The organism is Desulfatiglans sp., assembly GCA_012513605.1.
Lineage (GTDB): Bacteria > Desulfobacterota > DSM-4660 > Desulfatiglandales > HGW-15 > JAAZBV01.
The window spans coordinates 43,756-61,200 of the sequence record JAAZBV010000115.1 but is presented as its reverse complement, the minus strand read 5'-3'; the positions used below and the strand labels follow the sequence as shown (position 1 = coordinate 61,200).

General features: G+C 42.0%; 16 protein-coding genes and 1 tRNA gene. 11 read left to right on the top strand and 6 right to left on the bottom strand.

Translation table 11 applies throughout. The features are described 5' to 3' along the window. Window positions 1-15 precede the first annotated feature (15 nt). Genes GX654_15390 through GX654_15375 form a run of 4 tightly spaced genes read right to left on the bottom strand, consistent with a single transcriptional unit; the run spans window position 16 to window position 3,135 of the window. On the bottom strand, window positions 16-606 hold the full coding sequence (locus GX654_15390) for an ABC transporter substrate-binding protein (protein ID NLD38245.1): 591 nt from the start codon (window positions 604-606) through the stop codon (window positions 16-18). Between the two features lie 26 nt (window positions 607-632). Then, window positions 633-1,082, bottom strand: a complete 450-nt coding sequence (mlaD, locus tag GX654_15385) for an outer membrane lipid asymmetry maintenance protein MlaD (GenBank protein ID NLD38244.1) — start codon at window positions 1,080-1,082, stop codon at window positions 633-635. Next, the gene (locus tag GX654_15380; protein NLD38243.1) at window positions 1,079-2,302 is read right to left on the bottom strand and encodes an ATP-binding cassette domain-containing protein; all 1,224 of its coding nucleotides are present in this window, start codon (window positions 2,300-2,302) and stop codon (window positions 1,079-1,081) included. Before GX654_15380 ends, mlaD begins: the two co-directional genes overlap by 4 nt. A 29-nt stretch (window positions 2,303-2,331) precedes the next feature. Further along, the gene (locus tag GX654_15375) at window positions 2,332-3,135 is read right to left on the bottom strand and encodes an ABC transporter permease (GenBank protein ID NLD38242.1); all 804 of its coding nucleotides are present in this window, start codon (window positions 3,133-3,135) and stop codon (window positions 2,332-2,334) included. Window positions 3,136-3,560: 425 nt separating this feature from the next. Between GX654_15375 and GX654_15370 the strand changes: the two genes are divergently transcribed. The 8 genes from GX654_15370 (at window position 3,561) to GX654_15335 (ending at window position 12,042) form a co-directional block, all read left to right on the top strand. After that, window positions 3,561-4,154 (top strand): hypothetical protein, encoded by a 594-nt coding sequence (locus GX654_15370; GenBank protein NLD38241.1) that lies wholly within the window; start codon window positions 3,561-3,563, stop codon window positions 4,152-4,154. 2 nt (window positions 4,155-4,156) lie between these two features. Further along, window positions 4,157-4,657: a DUF2764 family protein gene (locus GX654_15365; protein NLD38240.1), complete on the top strand. Its 501-nt coding sequence runs from the start codon at window positions 4,157-4,159 to the stop codon at window positions 4,655-4,657. Further along, a complete protein-coding gene (locus GX654_15360; protein NLD38239.1) occupies window positions 4,654-6,396 on the top strand; it encodes a V-type ATP synthase subunit A in 1,743 nt (580 codons plus the stop codon). The genes GX654_15365 and GX654_15360 overlap by 4 nt, the downstream gene beginning before the upstream one ends. Beyond that, window positions 6,380-7,681, top strand: coding sequence for a V-type ATP synthase subunit B (locus GX654_15355; GenBank protein NLD38238.1), 1,302 nt, complete (start codon window positions 6,380-6,382; stop codon window positions 7,679-7,681). The genes GX654_15360 and GX654_15355 overlap by 17 nt, the downstream gene beginning before the upstream one ends. 18 nt (window positions 7,682-7,699) lie before the next feature. Next, window positions 7,700-8,314, top strand: a complete 615-nt coding sequence (locus GX654_15350) for a V-type ATP synthase subunit D (protein ID NLD38237.1) — start codon at window positions 7,700-7,702, stop codon at window positions 8,312-8,314. Beyond that, window positions 8,311-10,077 (top strand): hypothetical protein, encoded by a 1,767-nt coding sequence (locus GX654_15345; GenBank protein NLD38236.1) that lies wholly within the window; start codon window positions 8,311-8,313, stop codon window positions 10,075-10,077. Before GX654_15350 ends, GX654_15345 begins: the two co-directional genes overlap by 4 nt. A gap of 63 nt (window positions 10,078-10,140) precedes the next feature. Then, a complete protein-coding gene (locus GX654_15340) occupies window positions 10,141-10,581 on the top strand; it encodes a V-type ATP synthase subunit K (GenBank protein NLD38235.1) in 441 nt (146 codons plus the stop codon). A 651-nt stretch (window positions 10,582-11,232) separates the two neighbouring features. Continuing rightward, the gene (locus tag GX654_15335) at window positions 11,233-12,042 is read left to right on the top strand and encodes a hypothetical protein (GenBank protein ID NLD38234.1); all 810 of its coding nucleotides are present in this window, start codon (window positions 11,233-11,235) and stop codon (window positions 12,040-12,042) included. Between the two features lie 132 nt (window positions 12,043-12,174). Here GX654_15335 and GX654_15330 read toward each other — a convergent pair whose 3' ends face one another. After that, window positions 12,175-13,242: a hypothetical protein gene (locus tag GX654_15330; GenBank protein NLD38233.1), complete on the bottom strand. Its 1,068-nt coding sequence runs from the start codon at window positions 13,240-13,242 to the stop codon at window positions 12,175-12,177. 308 nt (window positions 13,243-13,550) lie between these two features. Between GX654_15330 and GX654_15325 the strand changes: the two genes are divergently transcribed. Beyond that, window positions 13,551-14,108: a DUF937 domain-containing protein gene (locus tag GX654_15325; GenBank protein NLD38232.1), complete on the top strand. Its 558-nt coding sequence runs from the start codon at window positions 13,551-13,553 to the stop codon at window positions 14,106-14,108. 77 nt (window positions 14,109-14,185) lie between these two features. After that, window positions 14,186-14,677: a peptidoglycan-binding protein LysM gene (gene lysM / locus GX654_15320; GenBank protein ID NLD38231.1), complete on the top strand. Its 492-nt coding sequence runs from the start codon at window positions 14,186-14,188 to the stop codon at window positions 14,675-14,677. Window positions 14,678-14,691: 14 nt separating this feature from the next. On the opposite strand, the gene GX654_15315 is transcribed toward lysM, so the two are convergent. Beyond that, window positions 14,692-14,789: transfer RNA gene (locus GX654_15315), tRNA-Sec, on the bottom strand. A 562-nt stretch (window positions 14,790-15,351) separates the two neighbouring features. Between GX654_15315 and GX654_15310 the strand changes: the two genes are divergently transcribed. After that, entirely contained in the window at window positions 15,352-17,442 is a 2,091-nt protein-coding gene (locus tag GX654_15310; protein ID NLD38230.1) for a ribonucleoside triphosphate reductase, read from the top strand. Window positions 17,443-17,445: the final 3 nt, after the last annotated feature.

Here is a 17,445-nt window from a genome sequence, read left to right as displayed (position 1 = left end):
TGATACCCTAACGGCCTATTTAAGTTTATTCTTTAGCATGGCTATAAGACCTTCAGGCTTTTCCCTGATCAGTATGTTGCTGAACTGAGTCCTGTAGTTTTTTAACAGGCTGACCCCCTCAATTTTTACATCATATATGCGCCAGCTATCCCCTTTTTTTTGCAGGCTGTAATGTATAGGGGTCTTTACGCCCTTTCTTATAAGGTTGGTCATCACAACAGCCTTTGTAACGGACAAAAGCTCTTCCCCTGTATACTCAACCTGCTCGTCTGAAAAACCTGACTGTATCTTATCAAGGTAGGTATTGCCTAAAAACTGCCCGAACAATCCGGAGAACTCTTCCTGCTGTGACGGAGTAAAGGCCTGCCAGTTTCTTGCAAGTGTAAGCCTGGCCATCCCGTTGAAATCAAATGCCTCCTCAATTATGCCATAGAGTATATCATGCTGTTCGGTTTTTTTTGCCTGATCGGAATAGACAGGGTCATTCAGTATTCTGAAGACCCGGTCAATTTTATCCTTTATGATATCAAATGGTTCAGATGCGTTTGCAGTGAATATGCAGGTTATAAGGATAAAAATGCAGAGGATAGGTTTAAATTTTTTCATATTGGTCTCCGATGGTTTCGTTTATTTTATTTTGCATCGCCAAACAGATATTTGCTGATCAGGTCTTCCAGATCAACAGCCGATTCTGTTTCAAGTATCATATCTCCATGCCTTAATATTTCATCGGAACCACCGGGCGAAATCATAATATATTTATCACCGATAAGTCCGGATGTTTTAACTGAAGCGATTGCATCCTCCTCCAGCTGAACATCATTTTTGATATTCAGGATTACGTTCGCCAGTTTTTTCTCATGATCCAGTGATATGGCTGCTATATAGCCTATCTGCACCCCTGCGATTTCGACTGAAGAGCCTGCCTTAAGACCGGAAACAGACTGGAAACGGGCCCGCAACTGGTAATGGTCAGACCTGAACAAATCTATGTTTCCAAGATGAACAGTCAGGTATCCGACACAGATAATACCGATAAACATAAAAATTCCAACTGAAGTCTCTATCGATGATTTTTTCATTGTTCCTCCATTCCACTTAAAAAACAGGTATCTTCTATGTTTGATTCAGCTTCTCTTATTATGTGTTCAAACTGGAGGTCTTTTTTTGCCTCGGCAAAACCTACATTGATTGAACATTCAAGAGCTGACCCACTCACTATTTCTGTTATTTTCATTTTGTCTATCTTTTTTGAAAGTTTTCTGCATGTCTGGCGGGCCTGTTCAAGACCGGTATCCGGCAGTATGGTTATTATTTTATTCATGCTGTATCTGAAACATACATCGGTTAGCCTTAGATGGCTTCTGAGTTCTTCTGCAAAACGCCTGAGAAGTTCCTGCCCTGCAACATGCCCGGCATTTTTATTGATATTATCCAGATCTTTGATCCTGAACACTATTATTGAAAAAACATAATTGTGTCTTTTAAACCGTGCAAGCTCTTCCCTTAGCCTCTCCTCTCCTCTGGGCTGAGGAAGCAACCCGGTTAGAGAATCATGTCGGTTCTCAAGGCCATTAATAAACTGTTTCACGACTGTGGCATTAGTCTCATGGAGTGCTTCAGCTGAACCCTGGAAGATAATCCCGCCTTCGTGGAGCATAACAATTTTCTGGGATATATAGAATATCTCAGGAATTTCATGGCTTACAATTATTCCCGTAAAGCCCAGCTTTTTCTGATATTCTGATATCATACTGTGCACTGCGTTTCTTCTTATAGGGTCAAGGCCGGTAGTAGGCTCATCAAAAAGTACAATTTCAGGGTCTGTAACAAGTGATCTCGCAAGCGCTACCCGTTTTTTCATTCCTCCTGAAAGCTCTGAGGGGTATTTATTTGCCATGGTTCCGATATCTAGCTGCTCCATTTTATCGAGAACCAATCTCTGTATCGCATTTTGGGATAAAAGGTTTTTTTCCATAAGGGGAAGGGCAATATTTTCATAAACAGTCATGGAATCAAATAATGCAGTGCCCTGGAACATATAGCTGAATTTCTTTTTTAATTGACTCTTTTCTCTGCGGGGTAGTTTTGCGATATCTCTTCCCTGAAAAAGGATTTCACCCGAATCAGGGTTGATCAACCCTATTATATGCTTGAGAAGCACAGATTTACCAACACCGCTCATGCCGATAATGGTAGTGATCTCGCCTCTGTCTATGGTTAGGTTAACATTGTTCAGCACCACCTGATTGCCAAAACTTTTTGTGATATTTCTGAACTCTATAAGATGATTATATTCCATATTCCCTCATAACTTTTCAGGGGCCATTATTACAGCAGTAACGATGTCATGATATAGTCGGAAACAAGGACAAGGACACAGGATATCACTACAGCGGATGTTGTCGCAAAACCTACCCCCTTTGCCCCGTGACCCTCTTTTCTAGTATGGGTGTAGTAACCCTGGTAGCAGCATATTGTTGCAACAATGATGGAGAATACAATGGATTTAATGCCGCATCCGGTCAGATCATCCATGGATATCCCCGATTGCACCCTTGAAAAATAAACCCCCTTATTCAAACCCAGCAAGATGGAACCAGTGAGATATCCTCCCCATATTCCGATCACATTGAACATAGCAGTAAGCAGAGGGAATGATATAAGGGAGGCAGCGATCCTGGGGCTTACAAGAAACCTTACTGGGTCAATATCCATTGTGTCAAGTGCATCTATCTGTTCGGAGATCCTCATTATGCCTATCTCTGCAGCAATGGCTGACCCTGCACGTCCTATTATCATAATAGCGGTAAGCACAGGCCCCAGCTCGCGGATCAAAGAGAGTGCAACAGCAGCTCCAAGGAGCCCCTCTGAACCGAATTTTGAGAGGGTATAATATCCCTGGAGCCCGAGCACCATGCCAGTGAAGGCCCCTGTCAGGCAGATTACAAATACTGATTTAAGACCTATAAAATATATCTGCTGTATAATCTTTGAAAATTGAAAGGGGAATGTAAAAATACTGTAGAAACCCCTGAAAAAGAAAGTGCCACTCCTGCCCATCTCCTGCAGTATAAATAAGGTATATCTGCCAAGGCTGGTAAATGGCACTATAACAGAGTTAGAATTGATCATTTCTTTTTTCCCCAAGTATATTGATAATATTTCATAGCTTTAAATAATATCATTTCGCATCTGATTAAATAGACACCTTGTTATATAGCAGACCATATTGCAATAATCAAATCTATAAACTGCTGCATAGAAAGTAATAATAACTGCCAATTAATATGATATATAGTTGGTAAGTATGCACTGATATGTTACTTTAACCCATGTTAAGAGTTTGCTATTATAGAAAAGGTAAAAATAATTAAAATAGTTTGCATTCCGTTTCTTCTTGACCTAAATATGACCACATCATATAATCCCCTAAAATTTTAAAATCTAATTGTTGCAGGGAGAACTGAAAAGAGCATTACCAGGAAAATAGCTTTATTCCTAAAAACCACCCGGAAAGGACTCTTAATTCCACACCGGGTTAAATGGGAGGATTTCTGATGGATGTCAAGTTGGATAGCCTTATTGAGAAGATCAGGAAAGAGGGGATAGAAGAGGCGGAAAACAGGGCCGAGCAGATTGTAAAAGAGGCAAATCAGAAGGCAGCAGGGATTATTGAGGATGCCGGCAAGGAGGCCCTGAAGGTAATTAATGAAGGACAGAGCAAGGTTGATCAATTCCGTGCAACCGCTGAGGCCGATTTAAAACAGTCTGTCCGTAATGCAGAATTACTGCTCAAGGAAAGATTCAACAGGTTGTTTGATGCGGTTTTCAAACGTGAGGTTGGTGAAAAACTCACACCAGACCTGATGAAAGAGATGATCCTTAAAATTGTTGAGACCTGGGCTAAAGACAGTGAAAAAGAGGTAATTCTGGGCGATGCTGATAAAAAGCAACTTGAAGCCCTTCTCTTTAATGGCATAAAAACCGATCTTAAAAAAGGGATCACACTCAAGGTTGGAGCCGATATTACCAGTGGTTTCCGTATAGGTTTAAAGGGGACGGATGTCTATTATGATTTTTCCGACGGGGCGATTTCCGATCTGCTGAAGTCACTCGTAAACCCTAATCTGAAATCTATACTGGATAAATAAGGATGGATAAATACTACTATTTTATAGCCCAACTGCCAACGCTGTTTTTCAGGAAAGAGCCTGAAATTACCATTGACCGCTTTATGAATGAAGCTGAAAAATGGCTTGATCCTGCTGATTTTGAAATGCTCTGTTCACTTGATCTGCAATCAGTAGCCATTAACAGGGGCGAACCGGCTGACGTGAAAAGATACAAAAACTTTGAAAATGATCTTCGCACAGACATTGCGGCATTTCGCGAGGCCCAGCATAAAGACATCGAATACAAGCCTTCCAGTTTTCCCCTGTCAGCCATCAAGGAGGGCAATCCCCTTGATGTTGAATTGCGATTCATGGATTTGCGCTGGCAGTTTCTGGATGAAATGGAGCGGGAGCATCATTTCGATTTTACAACCATAGTTATATATCTCCTGAAATTACTTCTGTTGCAAAGATATTTTACTTTTGAAAAAGAAAAAGGACTACTAAGATTCCAAATGTTATATCACGAGGTAAGATCATGAAACCCACTACCGGAAAAATTATTGGTGTCAGCGGCAATATGGTAACTGTCTCTGTTGATGGAAATATCATGCAGAATGAGGTTGCCTACATAATAAAAGGCAATGAACGATTGAAGTCAGAGATTGTTCGCATCGGTGATGGTGTTGCCTTTTTACAGGTGTTTGAAAGTACAAAGGGCCTTATCATTGGTGATGATGTAGAGTTCAGTGGTCAGCTGCTGTCGGTTCAGCTCGGGCCTGGACTGTTAAAACAGATATATGATGGCCTGCAGAACCCGCTGCCCGAGTTGGCTGAGGAGTACGGGTTTTTTCTTCCACGCGGTGTGGAATTCAAACCCCTTGATGAGGCAAAGAAATGGCAGTTTACACCTGCGGTAAAGGCAGGTGATATTGTCATTGCCGGAGACGCATTAGGCTCTGTGCCTGAAGGTATTTTTGATCATAAGATTATGGTTCCCTTCACACTCCATGGAGAGTTTATTGTTGAAGAAATAGCAAAGGCCGGTGATTACACAATAGTCGATAATATTGCCCGGATAAAGGATGAAAAGGGAAAATCTCATGAGATAACCATGAGCTTCAGGTGGCCGGTTAAAATAGCCATTGAATCCTATAAAGAAAAGATTGTTCCTGTTGATCCCCTTGTCACCCAGGCTCGTATAATAGATACCTTTTTCCCTGTTGCCAAGGGTGGCACCTTTTGTGTTCCCGGTCCATTTGGCGCAGGTAAAACAGTTCTTCAGCATGTTTTAAGCAGATACTCCCAGGTGGATATAGTTATTGTGGCAGCATGCGGAGAGCGTGCCGGTGAAGTTGTCGAGCTGCTGCGTGAATTCCCTGAACTGGAAGATCCACGTACAGGTAAAACATTGATGGATAGAACAATCATTATCTGTAATACCAGTTCGATGCCTGTTGCTGCCCGTGAGGCATCTGTTTATACAGCGGTAACTTTAGGTGAATACTATCGTCAGATGGGTCTGGATGTACTCTTGATGGCCGACTCAACATCCCGCTGGGCCCAGGCAATGAGAGAATTATCCGGCAGACTCGAGGAGATACCGGGTGAGGAGGCCTTTCCGGCCTATCTTGAATCCAGGATCGCTGAGTTCTATGAGCGTTCGGGGCTGGTGGAACTTAACAATGGTAAATCAGGAAGTCTTACAATAGGCGGTACAGTAAGCCCTGCCGGTGGAAATTTTGAAGAGCCTGTGACACAGGCAACCCTCAAGGTTGTAGGTGCATTTCTAGGTCTATCGCGTGACAGGGCAAATGCACGCCGCTTTCCATCAATCCATCCCCTTGAGAGCTGGTCAAAATACCGAAGCTTTGTTGATCCTGGTGAGATTATTGCAGCACGTGATATGTTACAGCGCGGAAATGATGTTGGCCAGATGATGATGGTTGTTGGCGAAGAGGGAACTTCAAATGATGACTTTCAGCTTTACCTGAAAGGTGAATTTCTTGACAGTGTTTACCTCCAGCAGAATTCTTTTGATAAGGTTGATGCCGGCACAAGCAAAGAGAGGCAGCAACATGTGTTTAATAAGGTAAACCGGGTTTTGAAAACAGAATTTCAATTGGATGACAAGGAAAAAGCGCGTGGTTTCTTCAACCGCCTGCGGCAGCTGTTCATCGATTGGAACTACATTGCAATGGATTCGTCCGAATTTAAGGCACAGGAAACAGCAATCGACACATTAATAAAGGAGAATTCCGGAAATGAGAAAGGTCTATAACAAGATTCTAAGCATTAGCGGTAACGTTATAACCGTTAAGGCTTCAAATGTAGGCTATGAGGAACTCGCTGAAATCACTACCCAGCGTGGCAAATCACTCGCACAGGTAATCAAACTTGATGGTGATCTTGTCTCATTGCAGGTCTTTGCCGGAAGCCGCGGGGTTTCTGTAAGTGATGAAATACGTTTTCTTGGACACCCAATGCAGGTGACATTTTCGGACAATATGCTGGGTCGTATTTTTGATGGCGCAGGTAACCCGCGTGATAAAGGGCCACAGCTTGCAGACAACATGATCGAGGTGGCAGGCCCAAGTGTTAATCCTGCCAAACGTATTATCCCAAAACGCATGATACGCACAAATATACCGATGATAGATATCTTTAACTCCCTGGTAGTCTCCCAGAAGCTGCCGATCTTTTCAGTATCAGGCGAACCATACAACGAACTGCTTGCAAGAATAGCACTGCAGGCAGAGGTTGATATGATCATCCTTGGCGGAATTGGTCTCAAATATGATGAATATATGAAATTTAAAAGTACCCTTGAGGAGGGAGGAGCGCTGTCACGCTCAATCTTCTTTATGAACACAGCATCTGATCCTATAGTTGAGAGTCTTATGGTTCCGGATCTGTCGCTCGCTGTAGCTGAAAAATTTGCACTTAAAGGTAAGGATGTGCTTGTATTGCTCTCTGACATGACGAACTTTGCTGATGCAATGAAAGAGATTGCTATAACCATGGAACAGGTGCCTTCAAACCGTGGTTATCCGGGTGACCTTTACAGCCAGCTTGCTGCCCGTTATGAAAAAGCGGTTGACTTTGAGGGTGCTGGTTCCATTACGGTTCTTGCTGTTACAACAATGCCGGGCGATGATGTTACTCACCCTGTTCCTGATAACACGGGTTATATTACTGAGGGTCAGTTCTATCTGCACCATGGCTCTATTGACCCCTTTGGATCATTGAGCCGCCTGAAACAGCAGGTTAATGACCCGAAAAGCAGCCGCAAGGATCATCGCGCAATCATGGATGGTATGATTCAGCTTTATGCACAGTATATAGAGACAGAAGAAAAGCGTTCAATGGGTTTTCGCATGAGTAACTGGGATCAGAAGCTGCTTAAATACGGTGAACAGTTCAAGGCCCAGATGATGAATCTTACAGTAAATATACCCCTTGAAAAGGCACTTGACCGAGGCTGGGAAATTTTGGCTGACTGCTTTACCTCGGATGAGACAAGGATGAGAACTGAGTTGATAACTGAGTTCTGGCCTAAAAATTAAAGGCGGGTAATCTGTCAGATGGCAAAAATAAAATATACAAAAAATGAGCTGAAGCTCCAGAAAGATAATCTCAAGCGATTTACCAGGTATCTGCCTACTCTTGAATTGAAAAAACAGCAGCTTCTTGTGGAGATTCGCACCATTCAGGGTGCAGTTGAGAAGCTGGAGGCAGAGGCAAAAGAGCTTGAGCAGGAGGTATCGAACTGGGCAGATGTGTTTGCCGAAGATATTGATCTTCACAGCATGTTCTCTGTAAAACAGGTGCTTACAGATACAGGTAACATAGCAGGCATTGATATTCCTCTGTTTAAGGATGTAATCTTTGAAGACTATGAATATGACTTTTTTACCACCCCGATCTGGGTGGATAAAGCCCTTGAGGTAACAAAGTCTCAGATCAGGCGTATAGCCGAGCTGGATATCCTGCACAGGCAGCAGGAAATAATCCGTGAAGAGTTACGTATCACAGTGCAGCGGATCAAGCTGTTTGAAGAGGTGAAGATCCCTGAGTCAAAGGAGAATATCCGGGTGATCAGGATATTCCTGGGTGATCAGATGACAGCTGCTGTTGTTCGTGGAAAAATCGCCAAGACCAAACTCGAGAGCAAGAAAAAACAGGAGGCTCACCAATGATCGTTCCCATGAAAAAGGTTACCCTGTTTTTCAGCGCCAAACATCATGATGAAGCCCTGCTTCGCCTGAGACAGCTGGGTGTTTTGCACATACAGGATGTTGAACACAGGGCGAGTGATGATATTCAACAGATTGAAACCACCCTGGAAAATATAGAGCGTATACTGAAGCTGCCTGAACTGCAACAGGATACCGGTCAGATATCGGAATATGACCCGGGAGAGATCATTCAAAAGATCCTCGGTTTGCTTCAGCAGAAAGATTCTATCCAGAGAGAATTGCACGAATTCCAGGAGCTATCAGACTGGTTTGAACGATGGGGAGATATATCCTATTCATCTGTTCAGGCATTAAAAGAGTCTGGTGTTTTTATCAGACTATACCTTACTGATAAAAGCGGTTTAACCCGTATCCCTGATGAGATGCAGGTGATGGTGGCAGGCACCTCAAATAATGTAGTACACCTTGCATTGATCTCACAATCAGAGGATGTGCATCTTGATTTTCGTCAGGATACCATCCCACAGACAGAACCGGGTGAAGTACGATTAAAGATTAATCAATTAAAACAGCTTAGTGATGAGATAAACGGGCAGCTTGGTTCAATGGTAGCTTATCGTGATATGCTTACAGATTATCGTACAAAACTTGAAAAGAATCTTGTTGTCAGCAGGGTTAAAGCAGGTATGGGTGATGTGGGTGATATATCCTATTTACAGGGTTTTTGCCCTGATGAAGCTGTTCAATCTGTACAGCGCGAGGCAGATAGCCATGGGTGGGGTTATTTTGTCGAAGAGCCCGATGACCCGGGCCAGGTGCCCACATTAACTAAAAATTCCCGATTTATTAACATGATAAACCCCCTGTTTAAGTTCATGAGTACACTCCCCGGTTATGATGAAATGGATGTCAGCATGATCTTTCTTGGCTTTTTCAGTGTATTTTTTGCCATCATAATCGGCGACGGCGGGTACGGATTGATCTTTATGCTGCTTACCATCTGGATGAGGATCAAGTTCAAGAAGGCAAACCGTGAATTTGTAAACCTGATGTTTCTTTTGAGCGGAACAACCCTGGTATGGGGTCTGCTCACAGGCACATGGTTCGGATCACAGACACTCGCCGGATTGCCATTTCTGCGCCCCTTTGTCGTTGATAAACTTGACAGTTTCAGTGAAGAATCAGAGTCATTTGTAATGCTGCTTTCTTTTATTATAGGTGCTATTCATCTCAGTGTTGCACATTTAATGGCAGCGGCCAGGAAGCATAATATTACATCACTGGGAGAGATAGGCTGGGTTTGTGAATTATGGTTTATCTTTTTTCTGGCAAAAAACCTGGTTCTCGGGATCGATATGCCAGGCTATGCAATGACACTGCTCTGGGTAGGGCTTGCAATTATAATTATTTTTAGCAATTTTCAGAGAAATATTTTTAAGGGTATCCTTGTTACATTGTCAAATCTGCCCCTGAGCGTAATAGGTTCTTTTTCTGACATTGTATCCTATATCCGCCTTTTTGCTGTCGGGTTTGCCGGGTTTATTGTATCAAGCAGTTTTAATACCATGGCAGTTGGGGCAGGGATAGATAGTGTTGTAAGCGGTATTGTAGCCGCTTTGATTATGTTTGTCGGTCATGCGCTCAATATAGCGCTCTGCACCATGTCGGTGCTGGTACATGGTGTCAGGCTTAATATGCTTGAATTTTCAGGGCATGTCGGTGTTCAGTGGACGGGTAAGCCCTATGAACCGTTCAGAGAATAACGAAATTATATGAAATAGAGATAGGATTTATTTTTCAGTACTTATTTTGAAAGGAGATTCAATATGATCGCAGGCTTAGGAGATATGAGCATTTCATTGGCAATTTCAGCTGTTGGTTCTGCTCTTGGCATTGGTATCGCAGGTATGGCAGCGGTAGGTGCGTGGAAGAGGGCATATATGAATAACAAGGCAGCCCCGTTTATCCTTATAGCGTTTGTTGGCGCCCCATTATCCCAGACTATATACGGCATGATATTGCGCAATGCTATTAAAGGAGCAAATCTTCCCCCTGAAAGTTATATTTATCAGATGCTGCTGGGTCTGTTTGCCGGTCTTGCCATTGCCATGTCAGCCTTTTTTCAGGGAAAGGTGGGAGCAAAGGCGGCTGACGCACTGGCAGAAACCGGTAAGGGGTTTGGTAACTATATCATGACAATTGGCGTTGTTGAAACGGTTGCCTTATTTGTAATGGTTTTTACCATGACAGCCTTGCCAAAGGTATAACAAAACCCGGTTAAGACAGGAGGGGGTAGCACTGTTTTTATCTCCTTTGACCCAATCAAGAGATGGGTTGATCATTGATTCATGTTAATGAGTAGGTTAAAGAGGGATAATAAAAGCTGCTTCATAATTCCTAATCGACAGGCCTGATTTTATATTGGGCCTGCCATCTTACTTTTATAACCTGTATTCCGGAGACATAAAAAACATATGAACAATTGCTTGATTAAAAAGCGAAAGGCCGGGATGAGGTGGTATCCCGGCCTTTCAATTTAAGGTTATTGGTTAAGCTTTGGTACTCACAAATTTAAACAAGAAGTCTGATTGTGTCAACTGCTCTTTGGTGAAAAAATGTAAAAAAAATGTAAAAAAATTGTAAAATCAATCTTAATGGAGACCATAAAACGCTGATTAATGAAAATAACGAACTATTTAAGCTTTTAAATGGAAATAATGAACATAAAAAGCGAAAAATGTAAGAGGTATTCATAAATATAATTCGTGCTTTAAATTATATAAAAATCAAGTGATATAAGAGGTTTTTTTACACAGGTAAGTTGTTTTTTAATCTGGAAAAGTATATGTTGTCTCTGCAATTCAGGGTATGAAATTTACAGTTTTTTATTTATATCCATACGGTTTTAAAATATCCGTATGGAATTGGCTCTTATTAATAGGGTTCTAATAAAAGGGATAATTATGACAGTCATTAGAAAAAAAACAACGTATTTTATGGTGGTTGCAGCTGTTCTTCTGATATCATTTTACTATTTAACAGGAATCGCCTTCGCACAGGCAGGAAGCGGGATAACAATAGATGAAAATCTTAAGCCCGGTATGGCCTTGAAAGATGCTATCGAACTGCTGGGTCCTCCCGAAAAGGTAAAGATCAGTGATATTGGTACGGTAATCATGTCTTATGACAACATCGGGCTTTCCCTGGAGGTATTAAGTGACAGTACTATAGTAGAGGCGATTCATCTTCAGAAAGGTTTTAAAGGTAGATTAGCATCAGACACTACAAAGAGCGAAAAAAGATTTGAAGAAAAGGTAACTGGGAATAGTGAGGCAAATGTTGCTAAAAGCATTACAGAAAAGGTAGCTGAGCAGTCTGTTGAGAAGAAAGATGATGATTATTACGATGAAGAAGAGGTGGAGGAACCAAAAGAGCCGGAGATCGATGTTTTTGTGATGTATGGTTTTAAGGTAAAACAGGAGTACAGCAGGGTTGTTGTATCAGAGGTTACACCGGGCTCTTTCGCAGAGGAAGCAGGTCTGAAGGTTGGGGAGCCGATCAGGAAAGTGTTTTATGAAAAATCCAGTGAGCGTAATATTTATGCTATATCCGGGCTCAAATCCATACTTAAAAGAGCGGTCGAAAAACGAAGGAAGTTCGTTAATATTCTTCAGAGTAAAAACTTTTACATTAAGATGAAGGTGCCGAGAGTATACACAAAGAGATGAACATAATTTCAACATGAAGAAATAATGTTATATACAGATAGGCGGGTATTTGACAGGTTGTATGGATAACGGCATGTTTGCCGTTATCCGGGGGTTCAATAGATGGTGCCAAGAGTGGGTTGCCTTAAGAGGCTACTTGGTATCAATTGTAAGATCACTCTCCTTATAACCAAATAGTTTAAGGATCTCATTACACAGGGTTATAGAAATAGCCTCCGATAAATCGGTATTGATGTATATACCAGTGCCGTCTATTTCTTTATTCATAATAAACTGATAGGGGTTGTTTGAAAAATAGTCTCTTCCTTTTATACTTATATATAATACATTTTCAAAAGATTCCCTGTGTTTTTTTACGATGGAATTGCACAGTTCCCAAGGTAATTCCTGCCATGACTTGACATTATATTCAATAGTTTCAAAATTGAATGATTTAATGGCCTTACCCTTATACCCTGCTTTTGATTTATCAGATTTTTCACCTGCGATTTTTGTGAGGTCAGTTAGTTCATAATGCTCGGATTTTTTATATCTGGTTTTACCTTCGGCCCTTACAAACTCTACAATCTTTTCCCGTTTGGGTTTATATCCGCAAAGTTCCATTGTCACCTCTGATATGATATCAACCAGATATTTTTCCGGTTCAGAAATGACCTTTTCCCATGCCTTTGGAAGATATGTATTAATCAGTACTGCTTCTTTTCTTTTATTGCAGATCTCTTCAGCAAGTTTTACTGCATTGTCTTTGATAAAACTCTCCTTTGAAAGAAAATCAAAAAATTTCCCGGCAACCAGATCCGGTTTTTCATTTCCTGTATCAATAGACCAGAACCTTTTATCATCAATATTCCCTTCGATTGTGGGCAGAAAGAACCACCATGAAAAACCATTTGTGAATATTGCAATTTTTACATCAGACTTTTCAGCGGACTCCAGTAATAATTCAATATCGGCCTTAAGATTCTCAAGACCCTTTCTGACAATTAGAAATGCTTTGACTGAATCATTTTGTTTGATTGCATAGTCAATTTTTTGCATTTTTGTTATGTGTTCTGGCTGGATTTCATTTACGTCAAAAGGGTCCCATCCCAGAAGTAACAGGGTTTTTAAAATTATTGCCTGTTTAATAGATGCTTCCTCTAAGTCTTTATATTTAGTATCTGTTTGAAGTTCCTTTAAAAATTGGGTTAATTTGTCCACAATTTTCTCCTGTTGGGTATTGAAATTTATTATGCCTCTATCTGTTTTGACTTTTAAGCTGTTAAAACTGCATATATAAATGCAAATCACATGCCACAATGCTGGTGTGAATAAACCGGTGGGATGCATAAAGATTAAAGGTGTGAATTGTGGATATCTTCATACACTTGAAGGTATACCATATCCTACCCTATTCTACCCTGTTGATATTGTTCATTGACACTTTATATTACGATAAGATATCCTTTCAACAAGTAAAGTTAACATCTCATGCTTCCTAATCCAAAACATCTTAACAAGGAGGGGCTATGGATCTATTAAACATGCTTTTAAATGCAGGTAATGGAGGGGCTGTAAAACAAATGGCCAGGAATTTTGGGCTGGATGAGAATCAGGCTGCATCAGCTATATCCAATCTTCTGCCAGCGATTGGTCAGGGACTGGCGCATAATGCCTCAAAACCAAACGGTATTGACAGTATTATGAAGGCCCTCTCATCAGGTAAACACACTCAGTATATAGATAATCTTGATACCCTGAGTGACGAGAACACAGTAACAGATGGTAACGGTATCCTGGGCCATATTCTGGGCAGCAAGGATGTCAGCAGGCAGGTTGCTGGGGCAGCTTCGGCTAAAACAGGGATAGGACAGGATGTCCTGAAAAAAATGTTGCCGGTCGTTGCGGCTATGGCAATGGGGGCATTGGGTAAACAGAGTTCCGGTTCTGCCATAAATTCACTCGGTTCAGACGGTCAATCACAGGGCGGATTGATGGGCATGCTGGGGGAGTTTCTTGACAGAGATAATGACGGTTCAATGCTTGATGATGTCCTGGGCATGGCATCAAAACTGTTTAAAAAATAACAGTGGGTGTCATACGATCTGATAAACGGCTGTGAAATGCCGGATTACGCAAAAAAAATTTTAAAAGGAGATTAGCTATGGGATTAATTGATTTTGTAAAAAACGCGGGTGCCAAGGTTATGGGTGTTGAAACCAAAGCAGTATTACAGGAGCGGGAAAAAATTGCAGAAAATGCTCTGGCAAAGGCACTGGAAAGGCATGTTCAAAAGACCGGAGTAGCTATTGAAAATCTCAAAATTGAATTTGATGATGAGGTCGCTACTGTCTACGGGACAACAAAAAGCCAGCCGGACAGGGAGAAGATTGCACTTGCTGTCGGCAATGTAAACGGGGTTTCAAAGGTGGATGATCGAATTCAGGTTGATACAAGCAAAGCAGCACCTGAACAAAAGCCAGAGCCTGAAACCAAATACTACACAGTTGCCAAGGGTGATACTCTGTCAAAAATTGCAAAGGAATTTTATGGAAATCCGATGAAATATACAGTGATTTTTGAGGCTAATAAACCAATGCTGACGAATCCTGACCTGATCTATCCTGGTCAGGTCCTTCGTATCCCTATTGAATAAGCGGTAATTATCAGTGGCGGAAGTGCATGGGAATCGAACCCACCTACCGAGGTTTTAGCCCGGTACACCGGATTTGAAGTCCGGGAGCCCCACCAGTGAGCTTTCCACTTCCGTGAATTAAGGCTTTCAGCGTTTCAAGCAGAAAGCTGAAAATACTCTGTGAGACAAGGTTTTGTAATCAATACCATAAGGTTTTTGGATTGGCAAGCGTTCTAAGGAAATTTAAAATCTGGGTTCCCGATCGGAGCGGGGTAATGACGCTTGGTTAGGTTCGCCATCCACAGTAGAGACAGGTTTCAAACCTGTCTCTTCACTGGGAGAATAGGACTTCTAGTACCACATGGTCCATGACCCACCAAAAAAATAAAGAGATGCAGCCTCTCATTTCAATCTTATTGACTATGCGGATAAAAAGGTAAATAATACCTGCATTAAACCGGTAAATAACAATATATTGGTTTTTCTGCTTGACATGCCACAATATATTGTTTATTTTCCTAGGTACTCACAAATAGTAATGATCAATCTTTCTACGGAATTTATAAATTTTTCTGGTTGTATTTTTTTTTATTGGGGAGGGCCAGATGAAGTTGCACAAACCCGGTTTTCCGGAATATTTATTTGAAAATTATTAGGACTCTGTAGAGGTATTTTGTTTTCTGGGGGTATTTTTCATGCTTGAAAAGATTAAAAAAAGGGATGGAAGGGTTGTAGAATTTGACTCATCAAAGATTACATCAGCAATTGCCAAGGCAGGAAAGGCAACGAGTGAATTTGGCGATAAAGAGGCAAAAAAACTCACTCTCCATGTGCTGACCCTTGCACATCAGATGAGGCTGGGTGAAGAAGTTGATGTTGAGGAGGTGCAGGATATAGTTGAAAGGGTGCTCCTTGACACCCCCTTTTATAAAAGCGCAAAGGCATACATACTCTACAGGGAGCAGCATGCCCAGATAAGGGCTATCACCACCAAGAGTAACATTGACCTGGTTGATCATTACATCCAGAAGCTGGACTGGAAGATAAAAGAGAACAGCAACATGTCATTCTCTCTTCAGGGGCTTAACAACTATATATCATCAGATGTAACATCTGAATACTGGCTCAACAGCATATACCCCCGTGAGATCAGGGATGCACACAAGGATGGTGATATGCATATACATGACCTGAGCCTGCTTTCAGTATACTGTGTGGGGTGGGATCTTAAAGACCTTCTTGTTAACGGCTTTAAGGGTGTAGAGGGAAAGGTAGAGAGCGGTCCGCCCAAACATTTGAGATCGGCCCTTGGTCAGATTGTGAACTTTTTCTATACGCTTCAGGGTGAGGCAGCTGGCGCGCAGGCCCTGTCCAATTTTGATACCCTGCTTGCACCCTTTATAAGGTATGACAACCTTGGCTACAAAGAGGTAAAACAGGCCATCCAGGAGTTTGTTTTTAACATAAATATCCCAACACGTGTAGGTTTCCAGACCCCATTTACCAACATTACAATGGATCTCTCTGTTCCATCCATGCTTAAGGAGAACTACGTTATTGTCGGTGGTGTAGAATGCGAACAGAAATATTCTGAGTTTCAGGCTGAAATGGATATGCTTAACAGGGCCTTTGCAGAGGTGATGATGGCCGGGGATGCAAAGGGTAGGGTATTTACGTTTCCTATCCCCACCTATAATATAACGGCTGACTTTGACTGGGATAACCCCAACATTACAAGCATATGGCAGATGACAGGGAAATACGGCATTCCCTATTTTTCAAATTTCGTAAACTCCGACATGTCCCCGGAGGATGCTAGGTCCATGTGCTGTCGGCTCAGGCTTGATAACCGTGAGCTTATGAAAAGGGGTGGAGGGCTGTTCGGGGCAAACCCTTTAACAGGCTCCATTGGTGTTGTAACTATTAACCTGCCGCGAATAGGCTATCTGGCAAAGGATGAGGCAGACTTTTTTGAAAGGCTTGAGAAACTGGTAAGTCTTGCCTCAAAAAGCCTCGATATAAAGAGAAAAATCCTTGAGAGGTTTACAGAGAACAACCTTTACCCTTACTCCCGCTTCTATTTGCGTGAAATAAAGGAAGGCTCAGGCAGATACTGGAAAAATCACTTTTCCACCATTGGTATTATAGGCATGAATGAGGCATGCCTCAACTTTATGGGCCATGACATAGCAAGTGAAGAGGGCAGGAGATTTTCGCTTAAGGTAATGGATTTTTTGCGCCACACCCTTGCTGCCATTCAGGAGAAGACCGGTGACATATACAACCTTGAGGCGACACCAGCCGAGGGTACCACATACAGGCTTGCAAAAAAGGACAAGGCAAAATATCCCGAGATTATTTGCGCCAACGAGGATTCATTCAAACATGGGGGCGAGCCCTTCTATACTAACTCTACACAGCTCCCTGTAAACTATTCTGATGACATATATGAAACGCTCACGCTTCAGGATGAGCTTCAGACCAAATATACCGGCGGAACGGTCATGCATATATTTCTTGGCGAAAACATAAGTGAGATTGAGTCTGTTAAGAGTCTTGTTAAAAAGGTGGTTACGGGTTTCAGACTCCCCTACCTCACCCTTTCACCCACATTCAGTATATGCCCGTCTCACGGCTACCTTGCAGGGAACCAGGAAAAATGCAGTGTGTGCGGTTGTGAGACTGAGGTCTATTCAAGGGTTGTAGGCTACTTAAGGCCTGTGAAACAATGGAATGATGGCAAGCAGCAGGAGTTCAGCATGCGAAAGATGTTTAAGGCAGCATAGGAA